The 17,715-nt window shown below is 40.4% G+C and carries 17 protein-coding genes; 8 read left to right on the top strand and 9 right to left on the bottom strand.

Annotated elements, in window-relative coordinates; translation table 11 throughout:
- The first annotated feature begins 97 nt into the window (after positions 1-97).
- The gene (locus MSBR3_RS13570; RefSeq protein ID WP_048108308.1) at positions 98-1,342 is read left to right on the top strand and encodes an IS110 family RNA-guided transposase; all 1,245 of its coding nucleotides are present in this window, start codon (positions 98-100) and stop codon (positions 1,340-1,342) included.
- A gap of 163 nt (positions 1,343-1,505) precedes the next feature.
- On the top strand, positions 1,506-2,552 hold the full coding sequence (locus MSBR3_RS13575) for a lysylphosphatidylglycerol synthase transmembrane domain-containing protein (protein ID WP_048108779.1): 1,047 nt from the start codon (positions 1,506-1,508) through the stop codon (positions 2,550-2,552).
- A gap of 105 nt (positions 2,553-2,657) precedes the next feature.
- Here MSBR3_RS13575 and MSBR3_RS13580 read toward each other — a convergent pair whose 3' ends face one another.
- The 3 genes from MSBR3_RS13580 to MSBR3_RS13590 form a co-directional block, all read right to left on the bottom strand.
- Positions 2,658-2,933 carry a DUF1016 N-terminal domain-containing protein gene (locus MSBR3_RS13580; RefSeq protein ID WP_230627492.1) on the bottom strand — a complete coding sequence of 92 codons (276 nt, stop codon included), beginning with the start codon at positions 2,931-2,933 and terminating at the stop codon, positions 2,658-2,660.
- A 185-nt stretch (positions 2,934-3,118) separates the two neighbouring features.
- Positions 3,119-3,970, bottom strand: a complete 852-nt coding sequence (locus MSBR3_RS13585; RefSeq protein WP_048108780.1) for a DNA-3-methyladenine glycosylase family protein — start codon at positions 3,968-3,970, stop codon at positions 3,119-3,121.
- Positions 3,948-5,378: an ADP-dependent glucokinase/phosphofructokinase gene (locus MSBR3_RS13590; protein WP_048108781.1), complete on the bottom strand. Its 1,431-nt coding sequence runs from the start codon at positions 5,376-5,378 to the stop codon at positions 3,948-3,950. Before MSBR3_RS13590 ends, MSBR3_RS13585 begins: the two co-directional genes overlap by 23 nt.
- Positions 5,379-5,416: 38 nt before the next feature.
- On the opposite strand from MSBR3_RS13590, the gene MSBR3_RS21510 reads away from it, so the two are divergent.
- Entirely contained in the window at positions 5,417-5,542 is a 126-nt protein-coding gene (locus MSBR3_RS21510) for a hypothetical protein (protein ID WP_268989090.1), read from the top strand.
- Positions 5,543-5,585: 43 nt separating this feature from the next.
- On the opposite strand, the gene pfkC is transcribed toward MSBR3_RS21510, so the two are convergent.
- The 4 genes from pfkC to argC all read right to left on the bottom strand — a co-directional run bounded on the left by pfkC (position 5,586) and on the right by argC (position 10,127).
- Positions 5,586-7,055 carry an ADP-specific phosphofructokinase gene (gene pfkC, locus MSBR3_RS13595; RefSeq protein WP_048108782.1) on the bottom strand — a complete coding sequence of 490 codons (1,470 nt, stop codon included), beginning with the start codon at positions 7,053-7,055 and terminating at the stop codon, positions 5,586-5,588.
- Positions 7,056-7,365: 310 nt separating this feature from the next.
- Entirely contained in the window at positions 7,366-8,553 is a 1,188-nt protein-coding gene (gene argJ, locus MSBR3_RS13600; protein WP_048108783.1) for a bifunctional ornithine acetyltransferase/N-acetylglutamate synthase, read from the bottom strand.
- An 18-nt stretch (positions 8,554-8,571) separates the two neighbouring features.
- On the bottom strand, positions 8,572-9,036 hold the full coding sequence (locus MSBR3_RS13605; RefSeq protein ID WP_048108784.1) for a CBS domain-containing protein: 465 nt from the start codon (positions 9,034-9,036) through the stop codon (positions 8,572-8,574).
- Positions 9,037-9,113: 77 nt separating this feature from the next.
- Entirely contained in the window at positions 9,114-10,127 is a 1,014-nt protein-coding gene (gene argC / locus MSBR3_RS13610; protein WP_048108785.1) for an N-acetyl-gamma-glutamyl-phosphate reductase, read from the bottom strand.
- Positions 10,128-10,919: 792 nt separating this feature from the next.
- Between argC and MSBR3_RS13615 the strand changes: the two genes are divergently transcribed.
- Entirely contained in the window at positions 10,920-11,342 is a 423-nt protein-coding gene (locus MSBR3_RS13615) for a nucleoside 2-deoxyribosyltransferase (RefSeq protein WP_048108786.1), read from the top strand.
- Between the two features lies 1 nt (position 11,343).
- Here the strand turns inward: MSBR3_RS13615 and MSBR3_RS20445 are convergent, their stop codons facing one another.
- Positions 11,344-11,484, bottom strand: a complete 141-nt coding sequence (locus MSBR3_RS20445) for a hypothetical protein (RefSeq protein WP_155396826.1) — start codon at positions 11,482-11,484, stop codon at positions 11,344-11,346.
- Between the two features lie 352 nt (positions 11,485-11,836).
- On the opposite strand from MSBR3_RS20445, the gene MSBR3_RS20450 reads away from it, so the two are divergent.
- The 4 genes from MSBR3_RS20450 to MSBR3_RS13630 all read left to right on the top strand — a co-directional run bounded on the left by MSBR3_RS20450 (position 11,837) and on the right by MSBR3_RS13630 (position 13,995).
- On the top strand, positions 11,837-12,007 hold the full coding sequence (locus MSBR3_RS20450; RefSeq protein ID WP_155396827.1) for a hypothetical protein: 171 nt from the start codon (positions 11,837-11,839) through the stop codon (positions 12,005-12,007).
- Between the two features lie 383 nt (positions 12,008-12,390).
- Positions 12,391-12,822: a GNAT family N-acetyltransferase gene (locus MSBR3_RS13620; RefSeq protein ID WP_048108787.1), complete on the top strand. Its 432-nt coding sequence runs from the start codon at positions 12,391-12,393 to the stop codon at positions 12,820-12,822.
- A 560-nt stretch (positions 12,823-13,382) separates the two neighbouring features.
- Positions 13,383-13,568: a hypothetical protein gene (locus MSBR3_RS13625; RefSeq protein WP_048108788.1), complete on the top strand. Its 186-nt coding sequence runs from the start codon at positions 13,383-13,385 to the stop codon at positions 13,566-13,568.
- The gene (locus tag MSBR3_RS13630; RefSeq protein WP_048108789.1) at positions 13,537-13,995 is read left to right on the top strand and encodes an Hsp20/alpha crystallin family protein; all 459 of its coding nucleotides are present in this window, start codon (positions 13,537-13,539) and stop codon (positions 13,993-13,995) included. The genes MSBR3_RS13625 and MSBR3_RS13630 overlap by 32 nt, the downstream gene beginning before the upstream one ends.
- Before the next feature lie 626 nt (positions 13,996-14,621).
- On the opposite strand, the gene MSBR3_RS21125 is transcribed toward MSBR3_RS13630, so the two are convergent.
- A complete protein-coding gene (locus MSBR3_RS21125) occupies positions 14,622-17,573 on the bottom strand; it encodes a PKD domain-containing protein (RefSeq protein ID WP_080942308.1) in 2,952 nt (983 codons plus the stop codon).
- Positions 17,574-17,715: the final 142 nt, after the last annotated feature.

Raw genomic sequence — 17,715 nt, forward strand, 5'->3', positions numbered from 1 at the left:
TGAATTGCCATCGAAGGCCCAGATGTGACTTTGATCACGAATGCCAAATTGCCTTTGAGGCAATTCTACTGTCCTTGAAATGATGGAGTAATCTAAATTGGAAGGGGAAATAAACAAATCTTGTGGTTTAGATATTCACAAACATTTTTTTATTGCTACAATTCTGAGTAGATCCGGTGAAAAACAGCAACAACGTTTTGCCAGAGATGATGATGGGATTTTAAACCTTAAAAATTGGGTAACATCAGAAAAATGTGACGTTGTAGCCTGTGAATCAACAAGTGATTTTTGGGTTCCGATTTATGGGGCATTGACAGATCATTTGCCTGTTATAGTTGGAAATGCTCGGGATATGAAGGCATTTACACATAAAAAAACTGATAAAATAGACTCAGAAGTAATTGCACAACTTGCATTGAATAAAATGATTCAACCATCGAGAGTTTTTCCAAAAAGGCATAGAGAATTCAGGTCATATGTTAGGCTCAGGTTAACTCTGGTAAGAAAAAGAACAGATATTAAAAATGAATCTCATGCTATTCTTTCTTCCGAAATGTTACATCTGGGTGATGTGCTTACTGACATTTTTGGGAAAAATGGTAGAGCAATTCTAGCAGGAATATCTTCAGGTAAAAACGTTGACCAGATTATAGAATCTCTTTCTCCAAATGTTCGGAAAAAAGCTGTTCAGATAAGAGATATTCTTGACAGAGAAATATCCCAGAGTGCTGCAATCAGGCTTCAGATATGCCTTAACCTTATAAAACATTTAGATGATGAGATTGAGACTCTAGAAAGGGAAATTTTCAATTATGCTTATCAAAAGCATAAAAGGGAAATGGAGATTTTAATGTCAGTTCCAGGTATTGGAGAACTTGGTGCAGCGACTCTAATTGCTGAAATAGGAAATTTTAGTGATTTTCCAACGGGAGATAAGCTTGCTTCGTGGCTTGGAATAGTTCCTAATGTATATCAATCTGCAGATAAATACCATAACGGAAGAATCACTAAGAGAGGATCAAAAGTAGCAAGGTGGATTCTAACTCAGATTGCTCAAGCAGCAGCAAGAAAGAAGAATAGCAGGTTAAAAGAATTTTTTAACAGGAAAAAGAAGTCAATTGGATATGCAAAGGCAATTATTGCCCTGGCAAGGAAAATTGCAACAATAATATGGCATCTTATCACAAAGGATGAGATGTACCAAGATGAAACAGGGTATGAAAAAGGAGAAGTTCAAAAGAGGAAGATTGTGGAAACCGAGATATTCTCGGTTGATGAAAGGATAACAATAATTAGTGGTATTATCGCAATTATGGGAAAAAAGGAACAAGAGAGTACGTGAAAAACAAATAATCACGTACTTTCATGCCAAGTAAGATAAGTCAAAAAGTATAAGTCAAAAAGTATAAGTCAAAAAGTATAAGTCAAAAAGTATAATTAGGGCATTGTAATGGACTATTGCAGGTAATAATTTTGAAGAAGGTTAAATAACGGATAGTGTTTTCATGAAAAATTACGCAAAGTGGATAACAAGCTCAATTTTGATCAGTATAATTTCGATAGTTTTTGTTCTTATCTTTACTTTTGATAAAACAACAATTGAAATTGTTAGGGAGATTCGGCCTGGATATGTAATAGCTGCACTTGTTATCCACCTGTTTTCCTTCTATATATGGGGACTGCGCATAAAATCAATGTCATCTGCATTGGGCCATGAAATAGATCTTAAAACTTCTATAGAAATGGTAATTTCCGGAACTTTTGTTGCAGCGCTTACGCCTTCTTCAATAGGCGGAGAACCTTTGAGAATTCATCTCCTTAGACAGAAAAATATGCCGGTTGGACAGGCTACTGCAGTTATTTTAGGAGAACGTGTACTGGACGCTCTACTGATCCTGTTAGCTGTACCTTTTTCACTGTATTTTCTCCATGGTATACTGTTAGATTCCAGACTGGATACCGTGATTATATTAGGAGAAGTCCTTTCAATAGTTGTTTTTGCCCTCATGATATATGCAACCGTGAAACCCGGTTTTATTAAGTTCACCATAAACGGTCTTATGAGGTGGATTGGACGTCTTGGCGGTAAGAAAACAGAACAAAAAATACATAAATTATCAGAGTCAATTGACAGAGAAATCGACGAATTCCATTCCAGCATAAATATATTTTTGACAGAAGGGCGTAAAGGCCTGTATTATGGGCTGATATTCACAGTCATATACTGGATAGTAGAATTTTCCTCGCTCCCGATAACTCTTATGGGCCTTAATCAGGCTCCTTCGGTACTTATTTCTTTCGCAGTACAGGTTCTGCTCATGATTATTATAGTCATGCCTTTGACCCCGGGTGCAAGTGGCGTGGCCGAACTTGCTGCAATTTCCCTTTTTTCAATCTTTGTGCCGGCAAGTATTCTCGGAGTTACAGTGGCAGCATGGAGAACTTTTACATTTTATACGAATATTATTGCCGGAGGATTTGTAAGTTTTAAATTACTGAAAGACACGGATCTGGTTAAGAAGTATTTGAACCAAAGCCAAAGTGAAGTTTGAAGGGAATGAAAAGTGTTTGAGGTTTAGAAGGCTATAGAAAACTAGAAATTTGTTTTTGAAATCCGGCGCAAGTACCCGACGGCAAAAGAGCTTCTCGAAGACTGCTCATGAGAGTATGAGTATCTTGAAATGTGTCCAGCTTAATTGTCGCCTCAGTGCAGCGATAATTTCTTCATCCGGAAAAGCTTCTGCGAACTGGATCATCCGGCGCAGGTTTTTCTCTTCAAATCCCCGACCAAACTCAGCAGTCAATTCTCTTCCAAGTGAAATGACAATCTCCTGTCCGTATTCCGCCCTCCCCCCTCTAAGGATTTCTTCCTGGATGCGTTTGCCGATATGCCAGTAGAGCATTGTCAACCCGGCACTAACAGTAGTCGCCACCGCCGAACGGGTTTCTTCGATCATCTGGCGGTCTCGCTCACCAGCAGGGATTTATTTAAAGCCTGTCCGACCTCCTTCCTGTCTTTACGGTTCATAGCTTTTTCCTGTTCCCTTATATCTAATCCAGCAGTTATTCTAAAAAGAAATAATAAAAAGAACTAATAAAAATAAATAGTGAAAAGAATTTAATAAAGACCTACAAACCCTTCCATCCTTTTCTGATAATACAAATACTCCTGGGCATACCCGCAGTAGTGTCCGAAATATTCCCTTCCCCAGTCTCCCATACAGCTCATGTTTGTGCAGGTCTCAAAATAGCTGTCGTCTATGTGGTAATGCTGGATGATCTGCCTGATGTGGGTATCAACTGGAAAAGCTTCCATTTTTTCAAAAGCGAAAAGTAGAACGCAGTCGGCGACTTTTTCCCCGACTCCGCGAAGCCTCATAAGGCGTTCCCTTGCATATTTGTACTCCAGGCGGAAAAGTACGTCAAGTTCCAGCTCGCCTGAAACAACTGCCTGAGCTGCTGCTTTTATGTTCTGCGTCCTGAAACCCAGCTTGCATTTATCAAGTTCGGCAGGATCGGCATTTGCAAGCGTTTCAGGGGTAGGAAAGCTGAAATAGCCTGGCTCGAGTTCCTGCCCGAAAAACTGGCTAAGCAGGAAGATTCTTTTCTGGATTGTAGGAATACTTGAGGCTGTCGAGAGCATGTAAGAAATAAGGCACTCCCAGGGGTCCTGTCGGATCAGCCGCAAGCCCCAATATTTGTGTATGGCCCTGTCGATCAGCAGGTCCCTGTTTATGCTTTCGTAGATTGAAGGCAGATTGTCGTCCAGGCGGAAATAGCGAGTAAGAAAATCAGGCGAAAGCTTTGAATCGACAATCAGTCGATCCTGGTCCTGCGAAAGCCGGATAACATGATCTCCGACAACGCCTGTCCACCAGTCTCCTTCTTGTCCCCATCTGAAAACCTGCCCGCAGTCGAGTGTATAATTGAGATCGAAAAGTTCGGGTTTAAGCCTGTACGTCCAGCTCAAGCCCCCTGAGAAAAGTCCCTGCAGTTAGTGTATCCCCCAGCCCGACTGTGGTTATGGGAGATCTGGAAAGCATTGTAGGCAACATGCAGATAATATAATTCTCCCTTAAGATATAAGCTCCCTGCCCGAAAGTTTTTCCATTAAAAGCCTTAACGAAAGCTTCAATCCGTTTCTTTCCAAACGGGCTTTCCTGAAGTTTTGCAGCTTCCTTTTCTACAAATTCCCATCCTTCAAGCCTGCCTGAAGCTGCATACGCGCCTGCACACTTGACTCCGAATGCCAGGGCTTCAAGTTTTTCTCCGACGACCTTTTGCAAAATTGGATTTTCTGATTCACCCATTTCAAATTCAGAATCCGGAATCGAATTAAAATCGTTTTTAAATACAGCCAGTACAAATTCCCTGGTATGAATCATAAGCTTCTTAAGCCCATGCCCTGATGCCAGCCTGAAAGCTGCATTGGATATAGCATCTGCTTCCATATGTAGAAGTCCTTCTCCGGGAACTCCGTGTAAGCTATAAAGCATTGAAAGCTCGTCTTCATTCATTCCAAAGCTATCTGAAATTTCTTCAAACTTCAGAAAGACAGAATTTGCAATTTTTTTACTTGAAAAATGTCCGAATTCCAGGTGAATGCGAAGCTTATTGTTTTTGGCTTTCCAGCTTTTTAGCTGGGAGAAAGTATCATCAAGAATGGTCTCATAAGTGAGACCGTCAGGATAGTTCTCAAGCAGTAGATGGAAACCCGATATAAGGACACCATCAAGCTCGCAGGCGTGTTGGAGGGCATACTGTTCAAACGCAGGATTGACAAAAAGCCTGAGATTCAAGTGATCGCAGGTCGCTATGAAGCGATTTTCCCTGGGAACCCGAACCTCGGTTCCGTACAGAGAAAATGTCTCTCCTTCGGAGAAATCAAACACAAAATGTATGGGTTCCTGCCTGCTGGAAAAGGCACCTTTATTTTCTTCAGGCTCTTTCCTTTCATTTTCCGTTATCTGCGTAGAGGCTTCCGGAAAGTAGATCGCTTTTTTTGAGAAGAGAGAAAGCTGGGTTTTTGAGGGCACTGCAACATTAGGAATTACTCTGGAAGCGCCTAGCTGGGAAAGAGCATTTGCCATTATTCCCGCGTTTCCGCCCATTCTTACGATAGATTTCCCAAAATAACGGGTTTTAAGGAACTCGAAAACGGACTGCTCAAAAACAAGCCACTCGGCTCCATATCCGTTTTTCATACAGTAAGCAAGCCCTGCTACAAAATCCGATTCCGAGAAGATATTTCCGGGTGGGTTCTTGATTTTATTAAGGATTTCAGCCTCTTCGAAGGTTTCCAGCAGTTCCGAAATCTCGATCCCGCTGATTCGGTACACCGAATCTATATTGACATTATATCCGCAAAGTATGTTCATCTAACCAGTTCCTGTATCCGTGGAATAGAGGCGAATGGATGCAAAAGGAAGTGAATGGAAGGCAAGTAGGTGCAATTGTAAATGAACTGAACGCAAATGAAATGAACGCAAATGGAATGAACGCAAATGAAATGAATGCAAATAACCGGAAGGAAAACGAATAGAAGGCAAATGTACGGCTTAGGAGAAAACAAAGGGAATACATTTTCATGCCCGATCTTGCTTCATTCTTGCAAGCATGGCTGCAAAAGCTCCTGCCGAGATCGCATCGCCTATTCCGACTGTTGCTTTGGGCTTATCTACCACCTTGGAAGGAATTAAAACCGCATCATGGTCAGGCCCATAGAGATATCCGTATTCGAATTCGTCAGGAGTACAGAGTTTTTTTCCTACACAATAAACCCTGAAGTTCTCAAGGTCTTCTATGCCTTTACTTGAAATCGGGACATCTAACCCTGCTTCTGCGTCCTCAAGGTTTTCAATTTTTCCATTGAGGGCTTTGGCACCTGCCAGGGTTGAGGAAAAGAGCAGAGCGTCCCTGTGTTCTTTAAGTGTAAGAGGATGGCCTTTTGCAAGGATACAAATGTAAAAGCCAAGAGAATGCACATGAACCCTTTCAAGCGACAGATCCTTTAATAGCTGAACAGCTCCCTGGTAAAGCGAGGTTATTCCGGTCTCCTCTTTTCTTATAACGGAATAAGAAAGCTCTTCATGTCCAAGGACATTCAGGGCATTTGCCACTTCTACGGTATCAAGACCCAGGGAGTGAACATGCTTGGCAACGATTTCGGTCAGGATGGCCTTCCTTATTACCCGGTTCTGAATGGATGTAAGTTCTACATGAATGCGGAGTTCAGGGTTTAAAGCCTTAAGTTTCTCAATAACTTTAACGGAATGCAAAACGTAGTCCTTATACGTAGACCCATCCTCGTACTGCTCTTTTATCATCTGATAACCTGAAAGCATTGCTCCGTCAATCGGAAAGATTGAGTCAAGGTGCTCATAGATCTTCCTGTCCATATCCAGGCGTATCCATTTCGGACGGGAAGAGATTATAAGTCTGTTATCTCTTGGGACCTGAAATTTTCTTCCACCACATTTTATTTCCATGTCTCTGGAATACTCAAAAATCCAGTTGACTTTTGACTCGGTTCCGGGTTTGAAGGCCTCTCGTGGGGGTTTAAGTACAACATTTCCATCTTCTACCTTAGGGTGCACAAGGTTTTCAGAAGCCACAAAGTACTCTGCCTGTTCTTCCGAAAGCCAGGGAACATACGCAACCACTTTCTTGATCCCAAGACGGGCAAGAAGATTGGAAATTATTCCTGCCTGACCGCCCATGCGTGCATAGTCAAAACCCAGATTCTCTTTCAGCCATTCATGAGTATCCGAGGTATGGGTAGGAATTTCAGCGGCTTTGCCCTCTCGCATGGAAATTAACAGGCGAGCCATGAAATCCAGAGGCTCTTTTATTTCTCTCGGATAGGTCTCAACTCTTGCCTGAATATTATCCTCGTTAAAAAGCCCTATGAGTCTGGACAATTCTTTGTCTGTAAGGTGTTTGATAGCATCTATGTTACTATTGTAAGCTACAAACATGCCTTCCAGATAAGGAAGGGCCTTTTTGACATTGTAAAAAGCGTCATTGTGGCGCTGTTCCCATTCTTGTATATCCACTTGCTAAACCCCCTGGAAATATAGACCTGAACCTGAAACAATATTCAGGAACTAGGGGAAACCCGGATTTTCCCCAAGTAATTCTGATTTTCTGATTATATTTTGAATTGATCTTGCTTACATTTTTTATTTCCTTCTACCTGTTTTTCAGTCCTGTTTTTTATTTTAATCCCGTTTTTCTATTCCCGTAGTGCAGTAAATCCTATATTGGTATTCGTATTGCAGTGAATCTTATACTGGTATTCGTAGTACGGTAAATATTATACTGGTATTAAATCTGTTCAATACTGAGCTAGGATACGTTTAAGCATTAAGTCGTATATTCGGCGTTAATCCTGACATAGTCATATGTCAGGTCGCAACCCCAGGCTGTTGCCTGTTCTTTTCCCAGGTTAAGGTCAAGGGTAATGACAATTTCATCATTTGCCATTATATTTTTCAAAAGCTCAAGATCCGAAGAACCGGAAATTTCGCCGGAGTTTACGAGTTCAACCTCTTCTCTTCCTCCTGAGAAAGAGAGAGAAAGCCTTTCCTGTTCAAGTTCGGCACCTGAGTAGCCTGCTGCAGCTACAACCCTTCCCCAGTTGGGGTCTTTTCCGAAAATTGCAGATTTAACCAGAGGAGAACGTACAATTGACTTTGCAGCAAGTTTAGCGTCCTCATGTGTTTTTGCACCAATTACCCTGGCTTCAATAAGTTTTGTAGCGCCTTCTCCATCCTTTGCCATTTTCTTTGCAAGCTCGGTGAAAACGTAAATCAGCCCCTCTTCAAAGTCATCCAGACAATCCATACAGGGTTTGATTCCAGACTTGCAGGTGGAAGTGAGAAGTACCATGTCGTTAGTGCTTGTATCCCCGTCCACCACGATCATATTGAAAGTTTTACCCACTGCTACTCTGAGAGCAGCGTCCAGGACATCGGCAGGCACTTTGGCATCAGTATATGCAAAACAGAGCATAGTCCCCATATTGGGCTCGATCATCCCCGAACCTTTGGCAATGGCTCCTATCCTGATCCCGCAATCCATCTCGATAGCTACTTCTTTTACGACCCTATCCGTGGTCATAATTGCTTTTGCGGCTTCCCGACTGCACTCAGGAGAACTGCCCAGCCCTTTGAGGACTTCAGGAAGACGGTCTGCGATTAAGGAGACGTCAAGCCTCCTGCCAATCACTCCTGTCGAGGCAACTGCAACCGTATCAGCCTCAAGATCAAGCTTTTTGGCAAGTATGGCTGCCATTTCCATAGCATCCAGAAAGCCGTCATCACCTGTAAAAGCGTTAGCGTTTCCGCTATTTGCAATTATAGCCGAAAGACGGTGCTTAGTATCGATTACTCCCTTACTAAGGGTAACCGGAGCTGCTGTGACTTTATTTTTTGTGAAAACGCCTGCTGCAGGCCCCTCTGCAAGAATGACAGTCAATCCCATTTTTCCGGCTTTAATCCCGTTTGCAGATACACCCCTTACTGCACAGATTCCACCTTCGATTTCCTTCATGAAGACTCTCCTTTTTCCTCAGAGCTTTGCAAGACCTTCGATAATATCGCCGCGAGTAATGATCCCAACCACGCGGTTATCCGCAGTTACAGGAAGCCTGTTGATCCTGTGCCTTATCATGTGCTCAGATGCTTCTTCAATGGATGCCTCGGAAGAGATCGTGTGCACATCCTTTGTCATGATCTCTTCTATCTTTATGGAACCCACATCAGAAAGCATCTTTTTTGTTTCCTCCCAGCCCAGGAGTTCCCTGATAGGAACCTCTATAACCTCAAAGGGGCTTGGAAGCCAGAGTTCCCCCCTTTCGGGGAGTATCAGCAGTTTTAGCAAGTCCGCTTCGCTTATAATTCCCACAAGTTCTTCACCTTCAAGGATGGGTGCTCCACTTACATTATTTTCCTTTAAGACTCTTGCCGCTTCCCGGACTGTATCATCAGGTTTGCAGAAAACAACGTTCGGATTCATAACATCTTTTACCTTCATCTGACTATACCCCTTGAGACAAATTATATTCTTTTATTTAATCCGTCACCAGTTATATTTTCTTGCTTTGGTTATGTTTACGGAGCCGCAGCAGGCAGCCAGAGCCCACATGTCTCGTCTAACCCAAACATGAGGTTCATATTCTGAATAGCCTGTCCTGATGCACCTTTGACCAGGTTATCGATTGCCGAGAGCACGACAACCCTGTTATTTTCCTTATCTGCTTCAAAGCTTATATCACAGAAGTTAGAACCTCTGACTGCAGTTAAGGAAGGAACTCCTGAAGGGAACCTTATAAACGGCTTATCCCTGTAAAATTCCTCGTAAATTGTCTTTACTTCGTCCGTGGAGAGAGGTTCCTTTGTAAAGAGGTGAGCGGTTGTAAAGATCCCTCTGATAGACGGAATTACGTGAGGAGTGAAATTGATGTTTCTGAGATCTTCGTCAAACCCTGTCAACTCCTGGACAATTTCAGCCCTATGCCTGTGTGCTGTAAGTTTATACGGGATAATATTTTCCGCCAGGTTTGGATAATGTGAGTTTTGAGTAGGTGAAATCCCAGCTCCTGAGATTCCGGTCTTAGAATCAAAAACCGCAATATCGATAAGTCCAGCTGCTGCAAGCGGGGCTGCTGCAAGGGTTGCGCCTGTAGGAAAACATCCCGGATTTGCCACGAAATTTTCTTCTGCAACTTCAGGGTGGAGTTCTACAAGTCCGTAAACAGCGTTCCTCGGGTCTTTATGCTTTATCCCGTATATTTTCTCAAATTCCGAGGTTTCAAGCCTGTAGTCCGCGCTAAGGTCAACAACCTTAGTATTTCCATCAAGCAGTTCAGGTACATAGTTCATACCAGTTCCGTGGGGTACTGCAAGAAAGACTACGTCACAGCGCTCCCTGATATCTTCAGAATCAGGATTTTCATATTTCAGGTCGAGAAAGCCTTCAAGATGCCTATGAGTACTCGTTACAGGTTTCCCTTCAAGGCTTCGGGAAGTTGCCAGCTCCAGCTTGACACTGGGATGGTTGACGAGCAAACGAAGGAGTTCTCCTCCCGTATATCCCGAAGCTCCTATTATTCCAGCCTTGATCATAAGTGTCACTGCCTGTGTAATACTAATACAAGATAATTAAATTTGTTATTGGAAAAAACAAATATAAAATCTATTTCTGTAATTGATGTTAGATGATACACTCGATAATTGATATTAGATGGTCTGCTCGAAAAACTTATTTCGGCTGCATAGCTACACCTTTTTTCTCAAACGCAATTTTCAAAGGAGATCTCAACTTCGTAATCAGCATCAATAGAATATCACTTCGTAATCAGTATCAGTAGATATTTTTTCATAGCCGGACTGTAAAGTAAATCAGATACGAACTTTCGTAATAGAATTACAAAATGAATTAGATATTCGCTTTCACATCTGATTGCAAAGTGAACTGGATATACTTTTTTTATAAGCAAATATCCAGGAAAATTTGCTTTGATAATCTGGAATTTTTCCTGAAAATTTCTACTGGATTTCAAACCTACTGCTAATTACCTACTTTTTTAAAGAATCAGAAGTCTATTTTTTCCGGTTCAAGGTACCTGTCTAGAGACCTCTAATCATAAGGAAATATAACAGGAACTTCCCACATTATCAAGAAATTAAATTTTACAGTCTTTCGTTCGTTATTTAAACGAGAATGATTCATATTTTTAATTTTAAATCAGTAAGATTTAAATTTTTTAATATATAAGTATATTCTAAATCGAAATTGCTAAGGCACTTAGCACCGGAAACTGGAAGTTCACAGGTAAATGATTTTATCTTTGAAGCCTCTCATATTATAGGAAAATTTGTTATGTATAGCCTCTTAAGTGTTAGGAAGAAAAAATCATGAACAGGAAGAAGACAATCTATCTTGCAGGTCCCCTCTTCAGCCATGCGGAACTTGAATATAACTGCAAATTAAAGGATTTGCTGCTCAAAAAGGGCTTTTCGGTTTTTTTACCCCAGGAAGATGCAGAGGATACGATAGATGAACGTGAAAAGCTAAATCAGGAGTGTATTTTCAATAAATGTGTGGAAGGTCTGGACGGTTCTGATATTGTAGTTGCAGTTCTTGATGGTGTGGATGTAGACTCAGGAACTGCCTGGGAGATAGGCTACGCTTATGCAAAGGAAAAGCCTGTCATCGGGGTTCGAACTGACTTTCGGTCTCTCTCTGACGGGATTGTCAACCTTATGATAGAGATGGCTATAGTCGCCCTTGCGAAGGACGAAGACGAACTGCTGAAAATGATAGAAAAATTCCGATAACTTAGAGCTGGCTTCTAACTGTTTTTATTCCAATTGTTTCTGTTCCAACTGGTTCTGTTCCCAAATTTTTTAGCTTTAAATTATTTTTCGTCTCAGTTTTTTGCCTGGAATTTCTGTTAACCTGACTACTTTTTCCGTTCACCAGAAACTACTCTTGAAGACAAAACTTGAAGACAAAATTACGGATAACATATCAGGAAATAAAAGTTGTGTTGGTGCCACCTTATTTGAAGCTTAATGTGCAGACTTACTTATAGACCTCAAACTTTGAGAAGAAACGAAGAGATCAAAAGGCGTCAGGAAAAGGAGTTATAAAACTGACCTTATATTAATAAAGTGTTAAAATCCTCCATTTAATTTAAGTATGTAATAGTATCTAAATTGAGATTAATCAGGAAGAAATTCAATTGCAGGAGATATAATCTATAATGATTAATAGGTAAAAAAATTTTAATATAGAATGTCCGACATAATAACTACTGGAGGTTAAAATAGTGACCTTTGTGAACGGATACACTTTTACAAAAGTGAAGACTTCACATGGGCCTGATATGTACGTCTCCAGATATGGGAAACTGGTAAAGATCGTTCCATTCAGTCCACAAGTGAAGTTCTCCGAAAAATACACCAGTGACTTGATCCGCCAAATCGAGTCAATGGAATGAAATAATAGCAAGTCCGACTTTTTTTTGATTCGGACATATTTTATGAAAGCCAATTTTCAGGCCGAAGCCCTTTCGGTCTGGCATTTTTTAGACTATTTTCACCATATATATAACTTGTGTTTTCCCGAATTTTTTGTAGACAGTTTCCATACTCAGTAGTTTTCAGAGATTTCTCAGGTTTCTTGAGGTTAGAGTATTTGATTTTATGAACGCATTCTTTTAGTTCATAGGTAAAAGAAGCTCTAAGGACCAGAAATCCGGCAAAACGATCTTCAACTAAGGGAAATCAATAAATGTTAGAAATTCCAGGGAAACAGCAAGTTGATCCGAAAAATAAATCAAAGTTGATAAAATGGTCCAAAACGTAAAGGAAAGTCGATAAATTGATCCGAAGTTACAAGAAAACCGATCTTGAAGAAATGGTTAGGATCTGGTACGAAACCTCCGTCATTGCCCATTTCTTTATCCCTACCTTGTTCTGGGCTTCGCAAAAGAACACAATGAAGGAGAAGTACCTTCCACTCGCCGAAAATTTTATTTTCGAAGAAGAAGGGCAGATCTCAGGATTTATCTCCCTTGTTGGGGAACACGTATGCGCTCTTTTCATAGCACCTGAAATGCAGGGTCGAGGAATCGGCAGAGCTCTTCTCGAACATGCAAAAACCTTGAAAGGAAAGCTATCCCTCAAAGTTTACAAAAAAAATAAACATGCCTTTTACTTTTATGAAAAATGTGAGTTTGTGGCGGCTGGCGAGGAAATTGATGAGTATACAGGTTGCGTACAGATTTTAATGGAATGGGAACAGGTTCGCTGAAAAATTGGTATACTATTAGATGAGTTTATTCAGATGAGTTTATTCAGATGAGTTTATTCAGATGAGTTTATTCAGATGAGTTTATTCCCCAAAAATTTACATAATTGTAATATAATGTCAGATTGAAATGTATGAATAAATTATATAACTTAAGCCAGTTCCGAGATCCAGATTAAACCAATTTTGCTCGAAAATTTTGTAATTTCTCTAAAATTAAAGTTACTTTTCCGGAAAAAAACTATTTTTTGAGTTGTTAGGCAGATTTCGGCGAAAAATATAAATATTGAAATTACTATCTATAGGATAGTAACTTGGGAATAATATCTTTAACACAGAACAATCAAACAAGGACTGTAAGTACTACCCCTCAGTTACTTAATAGATATCTGCGAACAGACCGAAGACGAACCTGTACCGCCTTCAAAAAACGGATTTGTCCCTTCTTCCTGAAGAGTATGGGAGTCTTGAACTCTCATTATCGTGCCTGTAAAAAACGGGTAAGATAAAAACGTACCTCCGTCGTTATTTCTTTCCCGTAATTCAGGCTGTTCTCTGGAGAGATGGATAATAACTGTTCTGGACTGAATTTACAGATCAAAACCACTGTAAGACAAATAAAACCCAGGAAAACCGAAAGAAAAGCAATCCTGAAATCCGAAATGGGGAAAGCTTACGATCAAGGAATCCTGGAATTGAATAAGGAGGAATCTGTATATGAAATTTCCAATAAAAAGAACAGACCGTGATATGTATAGCTGGGACCCATTTGATGAGATAAGAAGGATGCAGAACTATATGGAACATATGTTCAGAGCTTTTCCCGCAACGGAAGGTCGATTCGGAAGCGAAGCTTTCTCTCCGCTGACTGATGTTATTGAAGAAGACGAGAAAGTAGTTGTGACAACCGATCTACCTGGCGTTGACAAAGAAGATGTTGAACTAGATCTCAGGGATAATGTTCTGGTAATCAGCGCAGGGAAAGGAAAAGAACAAGAGGCTGAAAAAGAAGGTTACCTTAGAAAAGAGCGGTCTTTCATGCGCTACTACCGTGAAATTTCTCTTCCCGACGGCGTAACAGAAGAAGGGTCAAGTGCACAGCTCAAAAACGGTGTCTTAACTGTTACCCTACCGAAAACAAAACCTGTAGCTGGGAAGAGAATCGAGATTGAATAAACCGGTATTCAGGGCAATACTCGATACCACAATACTATAATCCGGATAAACCGGATTTTAACTTGATTTTATCCTGAAAAAATCTCAAGCTCCATAAAACATCTGCGGACAGGCTCAGGAATAAGAATTTGAAAACTGCAGACTGCCCGCAGTAAAACAAAACTTAAATACTCTTTTATTTCCTTTCTATTCGAAGCATCCGCTCCAAGACTCGTAAATCTTGCAAAACCTATGAATTTTCAGAATCTGTAAGAATTTTTTCAGATAGGCCCTAAGTTCACCACGTATAAACATTTCTAATCCAGATGAATTACAGAAAAATGGTAGAATTGTCTGGATAAAAAGTCTAGATGAAATAAGAATAAGAATAAAATAAGAATAAAATAAGAATAAAATGGCAGATTTGCCTGCCATTACTTTTCGCTAGCATAAATCTATATCTTATAGTATTACTCGGCAATTATTATTTGATTGAAATATTTGATTCTTTGCCATTGATTGCAGTTAATATCATAGCGTAACTCTCTGCAACCTTGTAGTTATGACCTTGATTCGGCTCGGTGCTACTGCATTCTCATTGCCAAAATCTCACACTATTAAGGCTTCGTTACTGGATTTCACTGGATTTATATGAGAACATATATATAATTGGTTGCAACACTTGACTCTTTTCCATTGGTTACAGTTAATGTCACAGTATAAAACTCTATAACCTTATTAGTTTTATAGGTATGAGTTGGATTAGATTCGGTAGAGGTAGTTCCATCACCGAAGTTCCATTTTACTGAGGTTGCATTGCTGGACTTATCTGTGAACTTAACTGTGAGAGGCGCATGTCCAATCCGAGGGGCTGCTGCAAAACTTGCTTTTGGTGAGCCCAGAGGGACTTCAGTGACAGTTATTGTTTTGCTTGCGGTGTCATAACCATCTTTGTTGCCTACGTTCAGAGTGGCAGTAAATGTTCCTGCACTAGTATAGGTATAGACTGGACTTTTATCGGTAGAGGTAACCCCATCGCCAAAGTTCCATTTCCATTCGGTTGGACTATTAGTGGATGTGTCAGTAAACTTCACAGTAAGAGGAGTTGTTCCTTCGGTCTGATTCACAGTGAAGTTGGCATCTGGAGGTGTTGGTGCACGGTTTACTTTAATGTCCATTGATTTTTTAGCACTTGAACCATCAGCATTCGTTGCAGTCAAGGTAACCCTGTATGTTCCCTCACCACCGAATGTATGTTCAGGGTTCTGAACTGTTGATGTTTGATCATCTCCAAAACTCCACTTCCAGCTGGTTGGACTGTTGGTAGATGTATCAGTAAACTTCACAGTAAGAGGAGCTGTTCCTATGGTCGGGTTTGCTGTGAAGCTTGCAATCGGTGGAGTTAGTACGCGGTTTACTTTAATATTCATTGAACTTTCATCACTTGAACCGTCACCATTTGTTGCAACCAGGGTGACATTGTATGTTCCTGTACCACTGAATGTATATACCGGATTCTGAACTGTTGATGTATTACCGTCTCCGAAGTTCCATTTCCACCCTGTTGGACGGCGAGTGGATGTATCAGTGAATTTCACAGTAAGAGGAACTGTTCCCTCTGTCTTATTTGCACCGAAGCTTGCAACTGGTGGCGTCAGTACGGATTTTACTGTGATAATCATTGATCTTACCTCACTGGACCCTTCATCATTTGTTGCAACCAGGGTGACATTGTATGTTCCCTCTTTACTGAACGTGTGTACAGGATTCTGTTCGGTTGAATTAGTCCCATCTCCAAAGTCCCAGTTCCATTTGTTTGGATTATTAGCGGATATGTCAAAGAACCGCACAGTAAGATTTGCAGTGAAGTTTGCCACAGGAAGAACTGGCACCGATTTCTCGGTAACTTTTATTGTAGCTAACTTTGAACTTGTACCATTTTCATTAGTTGCTGTCAGATTAACGGTAAAAGTTCCTACAGTTGTGAACTCATAAACTGGATTTCTGTCTACAGAATCACTGACTCCGTCACTGTTAAAGTCCCAGCTTACAGAAGCTGCATTTTCAGAACTATCAGTAAACTGGATAGTTAGAGGCGCTTTGCCTTCTGTTTTGTTGGCACTGAAATTTGCTACAGGAAGTATTATTTCTGATATTTCTGATTTTGATGCATCTCCCGTATTTCCGTACAGGCCGATGTTAATTCTGTTTCCATTGGGTTCCGGCTCATTAGAATAGTCCGATAAAGGATAGCCTGCGTCAATACATGGGGAATTTACACCGTCATTTACCCATTCGATCCCGTTCCATCGCCCTGATTTTGATTTTAAATGGTAATCACGGTTATTTCTGTCTGCATACTGCGGATCTGACTGTATGTCTCCCAATCCTGCGTCTACATATGAATAGTTACCACCAGAGTTGTTATAGAAACAATTGTTTTGCAGAACAAAAGAATGTGTATCTTTAAGGAAATTGGCTACTCCAACTCCATTTCCTTGAGCCAATGATGATTGGATATTTGTTATAATGTTATTTCTCGCTGTAATAACATATCCTGAGCCGTTCAGAGGTGAAGAAGAATACACGTTTTTCTGTGCAATACCAGATCCATAGGCTCCGTCAATCACGTTATTCTCAATGGTGACATTGAATCCATCAGACACTATTCCCCCAATATTACCATTATTAGTGTTGGTTCCTGTATCATAGATCTGATTATGGTGGACATAGGCATTTGTTGATGAAGGAGAATAAGTTCCGGATCCAAAAATCCAGATTCCAGAAAGCGCAGTCCTGTATATCGTGTTATTATACACTTCAATATTATCCATTTTATAACTGTTTCCTTCCTTCTGGATCTGAATTCCTGCACCTCCATAACCTTCGGACGTGATGTTATTGCCGTAGAGCCTCACATTGTTTGTGTTATAAACTCTCAGTCCACTGTTCATTCTGCAGGTTATGTTATTATTATAGGCTTCCACAGCTGAACATTTAATGGTACATAGAACATCATGTCCCAGTAAATATGCCTTATTGTCATGGAATTCTATATTAGAACAGTTGTTAACTCTTAGACCGTCTCCATGGTTATTGGTAAGATACATGTTATATACATCGATGTTCTGACAATTGCTCAAGTGGATAAGGTTGTAATAATCAGTTCCGCTGTTAACATTAGTGTTTTTTTCACGGTTTCCATCAATTTTAAAGTTCTTGATAGTAATATTTCGGTTTCCTGAACTGTCATTCTGTTGAATCAGGGGTACGTTCTTTATCCAGCCTGCGTTATCAACCAGTTTGAGAACAGCATCTGAATCTCCCTCAAGAGTAATATTGTTACCGATTAGAAGTGTGCCATTAACAACGTATGTAAATGGCCCTTTGAGATAAACAGTCGTGTAATCAGGGTTTTCGGTTACATACTTTAGAGCCTGATTAATCTGTTCGTGATCGTCTGTTCCATTGCAGTAAAAATCACCACTACTATCTCCTGAAACGTAGACCGTTGGGGGAGTCATACATAAAACAGTAGGGATGTTTATCAGTACAGGAAGGCACACAAGAAAAAAAAGTATTAATATCCGGTTTTTCATTTATCTGTCTCCTTTAGTTGCAAGTAAAAATACTAATGTTGGCTGACTAACTTAGCTAAAAATTACTTGGTGTGTTTGTGGTAAGTTGTAGCACGGTAGTTGTCAGTTCCTGTAGCACTTTATACAGTTTAGCTAAAAGCCT

It is taken from the genome of Methanosarcina barkeri 3 (genome assembly GCF_000970305.1).
Lineage (GTDB): Archaea > Halobacteriota > Methanosarcinia > Methanosarcinales > Methanosarcinaceae > Methanosarcina > Methanosarcina barkeri_A.